Origin of the sequence: Haladaptatus sp. T7, assembly GCF_026008575.1 — an archaeon.
GTDB lineage: Archaea > Halobacteriota > Halobacteria > Halobacteriales > Haladaptataceae > Haladaptatus > Haladaptatus paucihalophilus.
Genome location: NZ_BROP01000004.1, coordinates 281,227 through 295,363, shown reverse-complemented (window position 1 = coordinate 295,363; position 14,137 = coordinate 281,227). Strand labels below are relative to the sequence as shown.

The window sequence follows — 14,137 nt, the reverse complement described above, 5'->3', positions numbered from 1 at the left end:
AACCCTGTCGTTCGCGTCAGAACGGGAACAGTCGCGCCTTCGTCTCGTCCGTCAGCGGCGCGCCGTGCTCGCTCACTTCGAACGCCTCGGCGTAGCGGACCTCCTCGCCCGCCGAACCGTATCGCTCGACGAGGCCGTCGCGGTAGCGGTCCGCGACGGTCGAAAGCGCTTCCACGTGCGGCAGGCCGCCGCTTCGCAACCAGTCGAACCGCTCGTCCGGGTCGTCGGGGACGTCATCCAGCACGCCCTCGACGTACGGCAGCCACTCGTACATCTGGGAGCCGTGGCAGTCGAGCATCTCGAACTTCCGGTCCGCGGCGTCGTCGATATCGACCACCACGTCAGGCGAGAAGGGATACGGGCGCTCGAAGGTGTCGCTCAGGTAGGCGAACACGGGATTCGAGTCGAGCGCGGGCGTCGCCGGGCAGACGTTCGGCACCGCGACGAGGTAGGCGGCGTCGCGCACGAGTTGCGCCGTGTAGCGGTGGTCGGGGTGGTAATCGTTGGGTCGATGAGTGATCACGAGGTCGGGTCGAAACTCGCGGATGCGGCGGATGAGTCGGTCCCGATTGTCCAGCGACGGTTCGACCCGACCGTCCGGGATGTCGAACTGCTCGAACCCGACCCCGGCAACGGATGCCGCGGCGTTCGCTTCGGCGCGGCGGCGTCGAACCAGTTCCGCGCCGCCGAGTTCGTGGTGTCCGGCCTCGCCGTTCGTCACCGAGACGAACAGCACGTCGTGGCCGTCGTCCGCATATTTGCACGCGACGCCGCCCGCTTTGAGGTCGCAATCGTCGGGATGCGCGCCGACGACGAGAACTCGTACCGTCTCCGAAATCATCGATATGACAGATAACACTCTGGCGCATAAGTTCTCCGGACGCGGAAACCGATTTCGCCGCCGTGCGGAGTTATTTGTAGGTGGCCTTCGAGGATGTAGTATGTCGGTGACGAACGTGTCAGCCATCCCTGTGGAGATGGGTGTCAAACCGCTCGAAGACGAACTCGGACTGGCTCCCTACGTGAGCAACCACGACCAGGTGACGTCGGTCACGCGAATGCTCGTGAAGGTCGAAACGGACGACGGCGTGACGGGGTGGGGCGAGATGCTCGTCGGGATGAAGTCCGCCGCGGTGACGAAGGCGGTCGTGGACGACGTTATCGCCCCGGAACTCGTCGGCCGCGAGGTGGGCGAAATACGGGATTTCGTCGAGTCGTTCTACTTCCCCTACGTGAAAGTTCGGCCGTTTCTCGGGGCGGTCGAAACCGCGCTCTGGGACGCCTTCGGCAAGACGGTGGGCGTCCCCGTCCATCAACTGCTCGGCGGGAAGACCCGCGAGTCGGTAGACATCGCCACCTGCCTCGGTATCCTCTCGCCGGAGGAGTCACGGACCTACGCCCGACGCGCCGTCGAACACGGCTTTTCGACGCTGAAGACGAAAGCCGGGCCGGACTGGCGCGAGGACGTCGAGCGAATCCGCGCGATGCACGACGAGGTGGACGGCGAACTCGAATTCCGACTCGACCCAAATCAGGGCTGGTCGTTCGAGGACGCGGTTCGGGTCGCCACCCGACTCGAAGAGGAGGGCATCCTCCTCCAGTACCTCGAACAGCCGGTTCGCATCGACACCTACGGGACGTACGCCTCGCTCCGCAACCGCGTGCGGACGCCCGTCGCGGTCAACGAGGACACGTACTTCCCGCGCAACCTCCGCTTTCTGTTGCAGGCCGACGCCATCGACGTGGCCGTCGTGGACCTCGTGCCCGCTGGCGGCATCCTCGCCGTGCGCGAACAGGTCGCCATGGCGGCCAACGCGGGCGTCTCGGTGTCCCACCACTGCGGCTTCGACCTCGGCGTCAAGACCGCGGCGATGCTCCACACCGTGGCGAGCACGCCCGGCATCAACCTCCCGCCGGACAGCACCTACTACGGGTGGGACGACTACATCATCGAGGACCCGTTCGAGGTCGAGAACGGCGCGCTCCGGGTCCCGGACGGGCCGGGGCTCGGGGTGACGGTGGACGAGGAAAAGGTCGAACGGTATCGGTGCGACTGAGGTTCAGTCGCCGTCCGCGGTCTCGCGGGGGGCTTGGGGTTTTTCGGAACGTCCGTCGTCCGAGAGCGGTTCGCTCTCCCAGTAGGCGTGGTCTGCTTCGTTTCGGAAGCAGGCCGTCCGCCGACCGTCGCCCTCGTGGTCGGCGAGCGATGGACACGATTCCGTACACGCCGTCCGCGCCTCGGGACAGCGCGTGTGGAACCGACACCCGGACGGCGGGTCCACGGGGTCGGGGATGTCGAGTGTGCGAATCGGCGGCTCCGGCACGCTCTCGGACCGATTCCTGAGGTCGGAGGTCGCCCAGAGAAGCACCTTCGTGTACGGGTGTTGTGGGTCGTGGATTATCTGTTCGGGCGTCCCTATCTCGACGAGTTCGCCGAGATACATGATTCCGATGCGGCCGTTCGCCCGCTGGGTGAGGTGCTTGGCGTTGGCGAGGTCGTGCGAGATGTACAGGTACGAGGTGTTGAACTGGTCCTGCAGTTCGAGCATGAGGTCCATCATCTCGGCGCGAAGCGACACGTCGAGCGCGCTGATGGCCTCGTCGGCGAGGATGAGGTCCGGGTTCATCAGCAAGGCCCGGATGAGCGCCACGCGCTGTTGTTCCCCGCCGGAGAGTTGATGAGGATACCGTTTGGCGTAATCCTCCGCCGGGGCCATACCCACGTATTCGAGCAGGCCGTAGATGCGGGCGCGTCGGTCCGCTTCGCTCATCTCCGGTTGCCAGTGTTTCAGCGGGTCGGCGAGGCTCGACTCGACCGTGTAGTTCGAGTTCAGCGAACTGCCGGGGTCCTGGTGAATCATCTGGAGCGAACGGCGTATCTCCTCCGCCGAGTACTCGCCGGCGGACTCTTTTCTGTCGAACAGGCCGCCGGATTCCTTGGTTTCCCACACGTCCTGCCCCCGGTACAGCACGTTCCCCTCCGTCGGACGCTGGACGCCGATGGCCGTCTTTCCGAGCGTCGTCTTTCCACACCCGGATTCCCCGACGAGTGCAACGATGTCGTTCTCGTAAATGTCGAGGCTCACGTCGTCCACGGCGTGGACCGTCTCGGACCCGGCGAGGCCGAACAACCGTTCTTTCTCGAAGTGGACGCTCACGTTCTGCAGCGAGAGGAGCGGGTCGCCGCGGCGGTCGGTCATCGTCGCTCACCTCCGCTGGCGTCGGCGGCATCCGCCGCGTCTGCCGACTTCGGCGGCTCGTCGAGCAACAGCGGGACCGTCTCACGGGCCTCTTCGGGGTAGAAGCAGGCCACCTCGTGACCCTCGTCCACGTCGCGGAGGTGGGGATTTTCGGACTCGCACGTCCCGTCGGCCAGCGGACAGCGCGGGTTGAACGAACAGCCGTTCGGGAGCGAGACGGGGTCGGGACTCGACCCCTCGATTCCCTCGATGTCCATCGCCCGGTCGGAGATGTTCGGGACGGCGTTGAGCAGGGCGCGGGTGTAGGGGTGGGCCGCGTCGTCGAGGAGTTCGTCGGTCGGGCCGAGTTCCACGAGGTCGAAGGCGTACATCACGGCGAGGCGGTCGGCGAGGTCGGCGACGAGCGGCAGGTCGTGGGTGACGAACACCATCGTCAGGTCGTACTTCTCCTGGAGGTCCTCCAGCATGCTGATGATGGACCGCTGCATCAGCAGGTCGAGCGCCGCGGTCGGTTCGTCCATCACGACGACGTTCGGGTCGAGGACGAGGCCGAGGGCGATGAGCGCCCGCTGTTTCATCCCGCCGGACAGCTCGTGCGGGTGTGAGCGTAACACCTGCTCGGTCGGCAGGTAGAGGTCCGCGAGGAGTTCGCGCGCGAACTCCATTCCCTCCGAGACGTCCGCGCCGTGTGCGCGAAGCGTCTCCTCGAAGTGACTACCGATGGTCATCGTCGGGTTGAACGCGCTCTGGGCACCTTGGATGACGAACGAAATCTCGTTCCAGCGGAGCTTCGTCAGTTCCTCGCGGGAGAGGGATAGCACGTCCACCGGTTCGCCGCCGTCCGGCGGATGGTAGATGACTTCCCCGTCCACCTGTCCCGGCGAGACGATGGCGTCCAGCATCGCGGAGGCGAGCATCGACTTGCCGGACCCGCTCTCGCCGACGACGCCGAGGACCTCGCCCGCGTGGACGTCGATACTGACGTTCCGAAGGACGCGGGAATCCCCGCGGTCCATGCTGAACGAGACGCTGGCGTCCCGGACTTCCAGGATGACGTCTTCCTCGGACGGCGTGTCGGTGTCCGATGCGGGCCGGAATTCGGTTGCCATCGGCGTCACCTCCGGCCGCCGGTTTCGCGGAACCGGTCGGTGTGTCGCGGTCGGTCGATGCGTTGCTCTCGGTTGGCGTGTGTTGCTCCGTCGGTGTGTTTGATATCGGTGGTGGTCATGGATTCGTGTGGTGCGTGTCGAGTCATCAGTTGTACCCTATCAAGCGAAGTCCGAGGTGACCGAGGATGGCGTAGATGAACGCGCTAGTCCCCCAGATGGCGAACATTCCGGCGAGAACGGCGTGCGTCAGCGAGGGGAGGAGATAGCCCGAGAGGAGGACGGCCAACAGCCAACAGACGACCCCTAGCGCGACGATGAACGCGAGGAACGACCGCCTGATGGCGAGCAGGAGGGATACCGCCCGCCCGTTCTCGTCCGTGACCGAGGTGCTCATTCGTCACCTCCGGCGGTTTCGTGGCGCGCGCGAAGGCGGACGTTGAACACCCGGTCGAGCCCCTGCGCGAGCAGGATGAATCCGAGCGAGATGAGGATGATGAGCGCCATCGGCACCAGCAACCAGTGTATCTGATCGGGGTTCGTCAGGTTCGCTTGGTTGTACGCGTCGTTCATCATCAATCCCCAATTCAGGTTCGAGCGGGGGAGGATACCGAGGAAGTACAACCCGACGGACTCGAAGATTATCTTCCGGGCGCTGGTCGCGAAGTTGACCGAGATGTACGGCATCAGGTTCGAAACCACGTCCTTGCGGAGGATGTGAAGCTCCGACAGGCCCATTATGCGCGAGGCTTCGGTGAACGCCTCCTCGCGGATGCTCAACACTTGCGAACGAACCGTCCGCGCCAACTTCGGCCAGTTGTCGATGCCGAGGATGAGGCCGACGACGAGGGGGCTTTCCGGTTGGTAGATGCTCGCCAGCACGATGACCAGCGCGATGCCGGGAATGGTGAGAACGACGTCCGTGAGCGTCATCAACGCGGAGTCGGTGCGGCCGCCGCGGTAACCGGCGACGGTGCCGATGAGCGTTCCGAGACAGACCGACAACAACGCACCGGCGAGGATCATCTCCAGCATCGCGGGCGTCGCGTGGACGACCTGTTTCAGAATCGACTTCCCCATCACGTTGGTTCCGAGCGGATACGCCCAGTCTTGGAACGGCGAGAGGTATATCGGTCCCTCCATCACGGTGGCTTTCTCGACGAGGACGATGCCGAACGGTGCCGCGGCGATGACGCCCATGACGACGAAGCCGAGGAGGATGAGCGACCCGACGAGCGCCCGCCAATCGTTCAACAGCACCGCGATGGGCGCGTAGACGTGCCGCTCGAACGACCGCCGGGCCTTCTCGCGTCCCGTCAGTTCTGGGACGTTCGACGTTTGCGTGAAGATGCTCTCGTCCATCGGGGCGGAACCGGACCGACTGTTCGTTCCGCCGTCGGTTCGTGCGGATTCGTCGTCGGTTCGACGAGGGGTGTCGGCGTGCGACGTTTCGGCATCGCCATTCTCAGTAGGCTTCACGTTCGCTCCCTCCTTTGACGCGGGGGTCGATGACGCCGTACGTCAGGTCGGCGATGAGGATTCCCAACAGCGTGATGCTGGTGAAGAAGATGAACGACCCCATGATGAGCGGGTAATCGCGGTTCAACAGCGCGTTGTACGTCACGAGCCCCATCGCGGGGTAGTTGAAGATGGTTTCGAGGATGATGCTGCTCCCGAAGATGCCCGCGATGCCCATCATGATGCTCGTGTAGACGGGCAACAGCGCGTTGCGGCCGACGTAGCGGATGGCGATGCGGCCCTGACTGATGCCGCGGAGTCGGGCGACGCGGATGTAGCCCTCGCCCATCTCGCGGATGCAGTTCCCCCGAAACGCCAGTGCACCGCCGAATCCGGCGATGAACGAGGAGAACACGGGGAGGATGGCGTGTTTGACGACGCCGACGATGAACGGGAGGTTCAGTCCGGCCGTCGTGTTCGGGTCCATCCGCCCGCCGCTCGGCAACCAGCCGAGGGAGAACGAGAAGACGATGAGCGAGAGGATGGCGACGATGTAGTACGGAACGGTCGTATTGGCGATGGAGAATATCGTCATCCCGGTGTCGAACGTACCGCCTTCGTTGTACGCCATGACCGCGCCGAGCAGCAGGCTGACCGTCGTCCCGAGCGCGAGGCCGTAAATGCTGATGAACAGCGACCACGGCATCGCCTCGAACAGGATGTCGAAGACCGGTCGATTCTTAAAAATCGACCGTCCGAAGTCCTGATAGACGATGATGTTTCGGAGGTAATCGTAGTACGCGACGTACCACGGTTTGGACGGGTCGATACCGGTGTACGTCTGCACCATCATGTTGATGCGTTCCATCTGCTGTGGCGACGGACTGCTTCCCTGTTCTATCATCTGTTGCATCAGATGGTTTTTCACCATCTCGACGGGGCCGAACGGTAACATTCGGTACAGGGCGAACGTCACCGTCAGCGCCAGCAGGAACACTAGCACTGACTGCCCGATCCGCTTCGAATAATACATCGTGCTACTGTGCTTGTGTTTCTCCCATCGCAATAAAGGTATGGGAGGGATTCTCTGTAACGGGCGGTTTCATTACGTCTGCGGCCCAGTTCGTGGTATGGCGCTCCTCACGCGACTCCGCAGCCTATTCGGAGACGACTCGGACGACACCGAGACGTACCAGTGTATCAGATGCGGCGCGACGTTCGACCGGGAGTTCTACGAGTGTCCCGACTGTGGGGTCGCTCACGCCGTCGCCCGAATCGACGACGATGAGGAGACTGGGCGAAACGCTTAATTCCTGACGTGCGAGTGACCCGAACGAATGTCTCACGCACCCACCGTGTTCGATTACGTCTGCTCGAACGCCGATAAGTTCGCCATGCTGCTGGCGTTCGAGTGTCTGGCCTGTTTCCTCTCGATACTGCTCTTTTTCTGGTCGGAACCGGGAACGGCAGCACACGTCGTGTCCGTCCTCAACGTCCTCGGTGCGGGCACACTCGGTGCCGGAACGGCGGCGCTCCTCGTGAAATGCCATCGGACCTGAGGACCGAAAAACCGCGCGTGGGATGACAGCGGCGGGGCGGTTACTTCATTTTCGCGCTGACGTGCCCTTTCAGCAGGAATTCGATAGCGTTCGTGAAGTGTTCGTTCTTCGCCTTCTCGGAGTGGCCGGTGTCGTCCCCGGTCGGGAAGTCGAACTTGTTCTGGTTGCCCCAGTACACCCTCGTCTCGTCGTAGAAGCCGATGTGCGGGACCTGCCAGTTGGTGTACCACATGAGTTTCTTCGTGAGGTCTTTGACCTCCTTCGTGGACTGGGTTTGGGACATGATGTTGCCCCACTTGACGGGATACAACGTCTGTTTTGCGCCGCCGTTGCCCGTCTGTCCGACGTTCTTCGGGAACTTCGGCCGGATCGGTTGGTTCAGCTTCTTGCTCCGTGACCGGGAGAGATCGGGCGTTCGGCGATCGACGCTACAATCGCCGCTCGGTTCCGTTACGTTCACAACTTCGTCGAACTTACCGAGTCCGGCCACGCTGACGGTGGAATACGCGCTCGCCGGGTGTGACGTCTTCGAGAACCAGTTGACCATGTCGAAGTCGTGGGTGTCGGTCCACCGCTTCCAGAACCCGCTGCTCGACGGGATGATGAGTTCGTTGCCGAAGCCGAACTCCTTGAGTTTGGGACTCAGGTACTTCCCGATGGTCTCGTAGATGGTCCACGGCGGCGTCAGATAGGTGAGTCCCTCGACGCGACTGCCGTCCGGTCCTGCCCAGACGTCGCCGTCCTTCGTGTATCCCGCGTCCTTGAGGACCTGTTTCGCCTTCTCGGGCTTCGACGTGCGACCGTAGTCGATGAGCTTGTTCTGGAACCCCTCGCTCGTCCACTGATTCCCGGTGCTCGCGGACATTCCGGTTACGGTGTCTCGGGCTTTGTAGTTCAGCCCCTGCGTGCTCTTGATAACTTTCACGAGTTCGTCGTGGTCCATGAGATACGCGATGGCCCGACGAACGGGACGGCGAGCGAGGTGTTCGTTGTTCCAATTCATGGCCAACTTCACGATGCTGGACGTGCCGAACTGGTTGAACACGTCGACGTTGCCGTTGGACTTGGCCTGATTTATCGTCTTGTCCCCCATGTCGAGTTGGCCCGCGTTGAGCGCCTGAATCGCCTTCTGTTTCTCCGAGATGAGATGCCAGTTGAACGTCTTCAGGTTCGTCCAGTCGGCGCGGGGGTGGTCCTCGTACTTCTCGTGGACGGCGTTGGTCGGCGAGAGCTGTTTCGGCTTCCACAACCCACAGCCGAGACCCTTCTCGGTGAGGTCGTTCAGCGTGATGGTCGTCGAAGTCAGCTCCTTCGTCACCTTCTCCACGGCACTTTGACCGCCCGCGTCCTCGTACTTGTCGAGCCACGATTTGAAATAATCGTGCTTGGCGGGGACGGTGTAGTACGGGGATGCCGTCTTCTGCAACGACGGATTGGCCGGTCCGGCGAGATGATGTTTGATCGTGTGTTTATCGGCCACCTCCCAGCTGTCGTCCGTGTTCTCCGGGCCGTAGCTCGCCTTGTAATCGCTGATCAGTGCTGCGGTGCGGAAGTCTTGTGCGGTGACGGGCGTTCCGTCCCACCACGTGTACTCGTCGTTGAGTTTTATCTCGACCTCACAGCCGCTCCCCTTGATATTGATTTCGTCCGCGAGGAAGTACATCGGTTCCCCCTTGGCGTTGGGCCAAACCAACGACTCCCACCACATGTTGTCCATCCAGAACTCGGTGTTCTTCGTATCAGTGAAGGGGTTGATGTTGGCCTTGCTGGGTTGCCAACTGACCGGCGCGCGCATGTGCAGTTCGGTCGTGACGGGCGTCCCGTTTTTCCCGTTGGAACCGCTCGCATCGTCGGGAGTCCCCGACATCGTTACGTCCGGGTCGTCAGGGTTGCTGCCGCCGCAACCGGCCAGTCCGGCCATCGTCGCGCTGCCGCCGAGCGCGAGCCACTGTCGTCGCGTCAGCGAAGCTCTCTCAGGCTCATCGCTAGCACCGTGGTTGCTGTTAACCATGCTCGGTTCGATTTTAAAATGAACATAGAAAAATGTTTGGGTTAGTGACGCTCTGCTTCGGAGAACGACTCGTCGTCGCGATACAAACCGTTTTGTGGACCGGGTACGGGTGGAGCATATGGACACGAGCACGACAGAGCGGAGTAACGACGTCGCCGTCGTCACGGGCGCGGCGAAGGGTATCGGCCGAGCCATCGCGGAGCGACTCGCGGACGCTGGCACCACCGTCATCGTCGCGGACGTGGACTCGGACGGCGGCGAGGAAACGGTCGCCCGCATCGAGGAGAACGGCGGGACGGCCGAATTCGTCGGGACCGACGTCAGCGATTCGACGGACGTATCCGCCATGGTCGAAGCGACGATGGAGCGCCACGGGAGCGTTGACGTCCTCGTGAACAACGCGGGCGGGTCGTTCGACGACGGCAACGTCGCCGACGTGACCGACGCCACGTGGGAGCGGATCATCGACGTGAACCTGAAGGGCCAGTTCCTCTGCGCTCGGGAGGTCCTCCCGGCGATGGTCGAATCGGGCGGCGGGTCGATGGTCCACGTCTCGTCCATCAACGCGAAACTCGGCATCGGCCTCGCCTCTTACTCCGCCGCGAAGAACGGCATCGTCGCGCTCTCCCGACTCATCGCCACGCAGTACGGCCGCCACGGCGTCCGCTCGAACGCCGTCTGTCCGGGGAGCATCATCACCGACGCGTCGAGCGAGAAGTTGACCACCGAGGGGCCGGTCCGCGAGGAGTGGCTGAACCAGTATCCCGTCGGGCGATTCGGACGGCCCGAGGACGTGGCCGAGGCCGCGTTCTACCTCACGTCGGAGAAGGCGTCGTTCGTCACCGGCACGGAACTCGTCGTTGACGGCGGTCTCTCCGCCGGTCTCGACCAGCGGTTGGAGACGATGATGTACGACATCGACGAACCGCCGACGTGGAATTGCGACGATAACTGACGTCGCTCCCCTTCGAACGGAAGTATAAGTAGCGGGACGAGAAACAGCGGGGAGATGATCACACAGTGTCGCCGTCTTACCGAGTACGGGCGCATTTTCGACGGCATCGACGTTCGAAACGTATCTCCTCCCCGATGTTCGACCGGAGACGAAGTACGCCGCGCTTCACCATCTCGCGTTCGACAGCGGTTCGCCGACGGGACGGTCACGAAGCAAATCGAGGGGGTGACGGCGTGAGCGAGCGCGTCGTCGTCGGCCTCATGTCGGGCACGTCGCTCGACGGCGTTGATGCGGCCTGCTGTCGGATTCGGAGAGACGGGGAGGCGATACGTGACTACGACGTGACCGTCGAATCGTTCGTCACGCGGGAGTACGATTCGGCCTTCCGAGAGCGACTCGAACGCGTCTGCTCCGACGAGGGGTCCGTCGCCGAGGCCTGTCGGCTGAACGTCGCGCTCGCGGCGGTCTTCGCGGACGCGGCGGAAGCGGCGGCGGACGCCGCGAACCTCGATATCTCGGCCGTGGACGCCATCGGGTCGCACGGCCAGACGATTCGTCACGAACCGGAACCGCGACGACTGCCGGTGGGCGACGACCGACGCCGTTCGACGCTCCAGATAGGCGACGGGAGCTACATCGCCGAGCGAACCGGCGTCACGACGGTCGCGGACTTTCGAACCGCGGACGTGGCGGTCGGCGGACACGGTGCGCCGCTGGTTCCGTTCGCAGACCTCGCCCTGCTCGCCGACGACGAGTCGTTCCGCGTCGCACAGAACGTCGGCGGCATCGGGAACTGCACCGCGTTGCCGCCCGGAGCGGCGCGCGAGGACGTGACCGCCTTCGACACGGGACCCGGAAACATGGTCATCGACGGCATCGTGGAACTCCTGACGGACGGCGAGCGGACGTACGACCGCGACGGTCGGATGGCCCGCGAGGGGACAGTCCACGACGCGATACTCGACGATGCGTTGGACGAGCCATACTTCCGTGCGGAACCGCCGAAATCCACCGGACGGGAGCAGTTCGGCCGCTCGTACGCACGGGAGTTCGTCGCCGCCTGCCGGGAGCGAAACTGCACGGACGAGGACGTCGTGGCGACGGCGACGGCGTTGACGGCCCGCTCCATCGCCGACGCGTACCGGCGATTTCTCCCGAACGCGCCGGACGAAATCGTCGTCTCCGGCGGCGGGGCGTACAACCCCGCGCTCCTCGACATGCTCGACGCCGAGGTGAGCGCCCCGGTCCGAACCATCGACGAGTACGGCGTCGGAAGCGACGCGAAGGAGGCCGCCGCGTTCGCCCTGCTCGCCGCGGCGGCGCTGGACGGCGTGCCGAACAACGTTCCCGGCGCGACCGGTGCGGCCCGACCGGTCGTCATGGGCAAGCGCTGCCCGCCGACGTGAGCGCTCCGTCACTCGTCTCGTACTTTTTCAGAACGTCCGATTCGTCGCGGTATTCTCGCTCCACGAACCCTCGGCTTTCGATTCCGTCGAACCGCGAACCCCTGATCTTCCTCCTCTCAGCGGTCATGCGGACTGCTACCTTCGTTTCCGGCGGACGAGAGGGGGGCTTCCGTGGACTCGAAATCGACCCTGATTCATCACGAAAATATGTGCGTTATAACTCCCCGAGAAGCGACCCGAACACACGATTCGTGGGTGCATTACATGCATAGTTTCGTAATGGATATCTTCGACCGGAGAACGCCGTATCTCGCCACGAGAGGTATTCACACGCGTGATGTGCCGTCGTTTCGTCTCTATCGAATGTACTTCCCCCGCGAATACGACTCGAAATCCTCTGAAACCGTTCTAAACCAGTGGTTCGAGACTTCTCCATTTCGTTTCGGCTGTGTCGAAACGATATCCAGTGTTCGATGCGAGGTGGTCGCGTTTCGAGAACGACGAAAATCTGATCGGACGAAACCGGGCGGAGACCGGGTGGGGAACGGACGGAGAACGGACGAAAACCGGTGACGCGGGTTGAAACGGCGGTCCTTACGCGGACTCCGCGATACCCGGAAGGTCGAAGAGGTCCGCGAGCGACTCCACCTCGTAGGTCGGGTCCTCCGGGAGGTCGTAGCCATCGCGGTGTGGTCGTCGGATGAACGCCGAATCGAGGCCCGCGCGGTGGGCGGCGCGAACGTCACAGGCGCTGTCGCCGACGTAGAGGCCGTCGGTCACGTCGAGGTCGGCCATCGCCTGCTCGATGTAGTACGTCTCGGGTTTGGTCTGCTCGAATCCCTCGACCGTTGGTTCACGGCCGTAGGCCGTCTCGAACAGGTGGGCGAAGTCGAACCGGTCGAGCATGTACTCGATGGTGGCGTGTTGGTTGCTGCTGACGACCCCCATGTCGTGATGCGCGGCGAGGTCCGGGAGAACCGAACAGTCGTCGTAGGGGACCCGCTCGCCGCGGTCCATCATCCCGGATTGGAGGCGCGACGTGTTCGCCTCGCGCTCCGGCCAGAACCGCCCGAAATCGATGCCGAGGTCGGCGCACGCTCGCCGCATCTCGTCGATGGTTCCCCCGGCGATGAAGGCGTCCACGTGGGCGTCCTCCGGCGACACGTCGAACGCGTTGAACGTCTCCACGACGGCCTGTCGGTAGACCGTCGGGTGGTCGGGGTGGAACGCGAGGAGGACGCCATCCACGTCGAACAATAGCGAATCGTAGGTCATTGAGTCGTTTCTAGCGTCGCTGGCCACAAATAGGTTGTTCACCGCGGATGGCCCGGACGGAGGGATTAAGACGGTTCGCTTCCCTCGTCCACGAGAATGAGAGGCTCGACAGGAGACGACCCGCTAGAAACGGTTCTCGCACGCGGGTTGGAGGAAGGCGTCTATCCCGGTGCCGTGGCGGCGGTCGGGACGACGGACGGTATCGATGCGGTCGGCGTCGTCGGCGAACGCGACCCCGAGCGCGGCGCGGCGATGACCCGCGAGACGATTTTCGACGGCGCGTCGTTGACGAAACCGGTCGTGACGGCGACGACGGCGCTCTCGCTCGTCGAATCGGGCGTCATCACCCTGTCGGACGAACTCCGACGGCACGTCCCGTCCCTCGACGGTTATCGGCGCGGCGACGTTCGCCTGCTCGAACTGTTGACCCACAGTTCCGGCTTTCAGCCGTACTCGTTCGCGGAATCGTGGGAGTCGCCGAGCGACGTGCTGGCGGGACTTCGGGACCGGTCGATTCTCGAAGCCGAACCCGGCAGTCGAAACGAGTACAGTTGTCTCAACTTCGTCCATCTGGCCGAGGCGCTCAGGGGCGCGACCGACCGCTCGCTCGGCGAACTCGCGGAGCGGCACGTGTTCGGTCCCGCGGGGATGGAAACCTCCCGACTCGGGCCGTTGGAAGACGTCTCGAACGTCGCCGCGACCTACGACCACGAGTACCGCGACCGAATCCTCCGCGGAGAAGTCCACGACCCGCTCGGCTGGGCCATGAACGGCCAGAGCGGGAATGCGGGTCTGTTCACGACGGTCGACGACCTCGCGGCGTTCGCGCGGGCGTACCTCGCCGCGGACGGAACGCTGCTCTCTCCGGGCACCGTCGAGCGGTTGCAGGACGACTGGGTGCCGGACCTCGATACCCGCCACAGCCTCGGGTGGCGACTCGCCGACGGGACGTACCCCGCGCCGAACTGGTCGCGCGTCGGACTCGGACACACGGGTTACACCGGCACTTCGCTGTGGCTCGACCACGCCCGCGACCGGTTCGCCGTCCTGCTCACGAATCAGGTGTACGACGGGAAGGACACCGGTCTCATCCGATTCCGCGAGCGGTTTCACGCGATGGTCGCCGCCGGGCGTTTCGACTGATTCGATGTCCCGTTCGCACCGCGA

General features: G+C 63.7%; 14 protein-coding genes. 6 read left to right on the top strand and 8 right to left on the bottom strand.

The window, feature by feature from the left end:
* Positions 1-16: 16 nt before the first annotated feature.
* A complete protein-coding gene (locus tag OPC11_RS13180; protein ID WP_264782187.1) occupies positions 17-841 on the bottom strand; it encodes a PIG-L family deacetylase in 825 nt (274 codons plus the stop codon).
* A gap of 100 nt (positions 842-941) precedes the next feature.
* Here OPC11_RS13180 and OPC11_RS13175 point away from each other — a divergent pair, with 100 nt between their 5' ends.
* The gene (locus tag OPC11_RS13175) at positions 942-2,057 is read left to right on the top strand and encodes a mandelate racemase/muconate lactonizing enzyme family protein (RefSeq protein ID WP_026177917.1); all 1,116 of its coding nucleotides are present in this window, start codon (positions 942-944) and stop codon (positions 2,055-2,057) included.
* A gap of 3 nt (positions 2,058-2,060) precedes the next feature.
* On the opposite strand, the gene OPC11_RS13170 is transcribed toward OPC11_RS13175, so the two are convergent.
* From OPC11_RS13170 to OPC11_RS13150, 5 genes are all read right to left on the bottom strand, one after another.
* Positions 2,061-3,200 (bottom strand): ABC transporter ATP-binding protein, encoded by a 1,140-nt coding sequence (locus OPC11_RS13170; RefSeq protein ID WP_264782186.1) that lies wholly within the window; start codon positions 3,198-3,200, stop codon positions 2,061-2,063.
* Complete coding sequence (locus OPC11_RS13165; protein ID WP_264782185.1) at positions 3,197-4,309, bottom strand: ABC transporter ATP-binding protein; 1,113 nt, start codon at positions 4,307-4,309, stop codon at positions 3,197-3,199. The genes OPC11_RS13170 and OPC11_RS13165 overlap by 4 nt, the downstream gene beginning before the upstream one ends.
* A 145-nt stretch (positions 4,310-4,454) precedes the next feature.
* Positions 4,455-4,703, bottom strand: coding sequence for a hypothetical protein (locus OPC11_RS13160; RefSeq protein ID WP_264782184.1), 249 nt, complete (start codon positions 4,701-4,703; stop codon positions 4,455-4,457).
* Positions 4,700-5,785: an ABC transporter permease gene (locus tag OPC11_RS13155; RefSeq protein ID WP_007980865.1), complete on the bottom strand. Its 1,086-nt coding sequence runs from the start codon at positions 5,783-5,785 to the stop codon at positions 4,700-4,702. Before OPC11_RS13155 ends, OPC11_RS13160 begins: the two co-directional genes overlap by 4 nt.
* Entirely contained in the window at positions 5,772-6,767 is a 996-nt protein-coding gene (locus OPC11_RS13150; protein ID WP_007980863.1) for an ABC transporter permease, read from the bottom strand. Before OPC11_RS13150 ends, OPC11_RS13155 begins: the two co-directional genes overlap by 14 nt.
* Before the next feature lie 127 nt (positions 6,768-6,894).
* On the opposite strand from OPC11_RS13150, the gene OPC11_RS13145 reads away from it, so the two are divergent.
* Positions 6,895-7,074: a hypothetical protein gene (locus tag OPC11_RS13145; RefSeq protein WP_007980860.1), complete on the top strand. Its 180-nt coding sequence runs from the start codon at positions 6,895-6,897 to the stop codon at positions 7,072-7,074.
* A gap of 27 nt (positions 7,075-7,101) precedes the next feature.
* A complete protein-coding gene (locus OPC11_RS13140; protein WP_007980858.1) occupies positions 7,102-7,323 on the top strand; it encodes a hypothetical protein in 222 nt (73 codons plus the stop codon).
* A 40-nt stretch (positions 7,324-7,363) separates the two neighbouring features.
* Here OPC11_RS13140 and OPC11_RS13135 read toward each other — a convergent pair whose 3' ends face one another.
* The gene (locus OPC11_RS13135; RefSeq protein WP_264782183.1) at positions 7,364-9,334 is read right to left on the bottom strand and encodes an ABC transporter substrate-binding protein; all 1,971 of its coding nucleotides are present in this window, start codon (positions 9,332-9,334) and stop codon (positions 7,364-7,366) included.
* 118 nt (positions 9,335-9,452) lie between these two features.
* Between OPC11_RS13135 and OPC11_RS13130 the strand changes: the two genes are divergently transcribed.
* Positions 9,453-10,289 (top strand): SDR family NAD(P)-dependent oxidoreductase, encoded by an 837-nt coding sequence (locus tag OPC11_RS13130; RefSeq protein WP_264782182.1) that lies wholly within the window; start codon positions 9,453-9,455, stop codon positions 10,287-10,289.
* A gap of 233 nt (positions 10,290-10,522) precedes the next feature.
* Positions 10,523-11,695, top strand: coding sequence for an anhydro-N-acetylmuramic acid kinase (locus OPC11_RS13125; RefSeq protein ID WP_264782181.1), 1,173 nt, complete (start codon positions 10,523-10,525; stop codon positions 11,693-11,695).
* A 594-nt stretch (positions 11,696-12,289) separates the two neighbouring features.
* Here the strand turns inward: OPC11_RS13125 and OPC11_RS13120 are convergent.
* Positions 12,290-12,970 (bottom strand): HAD family hydrolase, encoded by a 681-nt coding sequence (locus OPC11_RS13120; RefSeq protein ID WP_264782180.1) that lies wholly within the window; start codon positions 12,968-12,970, stop codon positions 12,290-12,292.
* Positions 12,971-13,066: 96 nt separating this feature from the next.
* Here OPC11_RS13120 and OPC11_RS13115 point away from each other — a divergent pair, with 96 nt between their 5' ends.
* Positions 13,067-14,113, top strand: a complete 1,047-nt coding sequence (locus OPC11_RS13115) for a serine hydrolase domain-containing protein (protein ID WP_264782179.1) — start codon at positions 13,067-13,069, stop codon at positions 14,111-14,113.
* Positions 14,114-14,137: the final 24 nt, after the last annotated feature.

Excerpts from the sequence above, each read along its gene's own strand:
- OPC11_RS13180 (WP_264782187.1), bottom strand. The coding sequence starts at position 841 with ATGATTTCGGAGACGGTACGAGTTCTCGTCGTCGGCGCGCATCCCGAC.
- OPC11_RS13175 (WP_026177917.1), top strand. The coding sequence starts at position 942 with ATGTCGGTGACGAACGTGTCAGCCATCCCTGTGGAGATGGGTGTCAAA.
- OPC11_RS13170 (WP_264782186.1), bottom strand. The coding sequence starts at position 3,200 with ATGACCGACCGCCGCGGCGACCCGCTCCTCTCGCTGCAGAACGTGAGC.
- OPC11_RS13165 (WP_264782185.1), bottom strand. The coding sequence starts at position 4,309 with ATGGCAACCGAATTCCGGCCCGCATCGGACACCGACACGCCGTCCGAG.
- OPC11_RS13160 (WP_264782184.1), bottom strand. The coding sequence starts at position 4,703 with ATGAGCACCTCGGTCACGGACGAGAACGGGCGGGCGGTATCCCTCCTG.
- OPC11_RS13145 (WP_007980860.1), top strand. The coding sequence starts at position 6,895 with ATGGCGCTCCTCACGCGACTCCGCAGCCTATTCGGAGACGACTCGGAC.
- OPC11_RS13140 (WP_007980858.1), top strand. The coding sequence starts at position 7,102 with ATGTCTCACGCACCCACCGTGTTCGATTACGTCTGCTCGAACGCCGAT.
- OPC11_RS13135 (WP_264782183.1), bottom strand. The coding sequence starts at position 9,334 with ATGGTTAACAGCAACCACGGTGCTAGCGATGAGCCTGAGAGAGCTTCG.
- OPC11_RS13130 (WP_264782182.1), top strand. The coding sequence starts at position 9,453 with ATGGACACGAGCACGACAGAGCGGAGTAACGACGTCGCCGTCGTCACG.
- OPC11_RS13120 (WP_264782180.1), bottom strand. The coding sequence starts at position 12,970 with ATGACCTACGATTCGCTATTGTTCGACGTGGATGGCGTCCTCCTCGCG.
- OPC11_RS13115 (WP_264782179.1), top strand. The coding sequence starts at position 13,067 with ATGAGAGGCTCGACAGGAGACGACCCGCTAGAAACGGTTCTCGCACGC.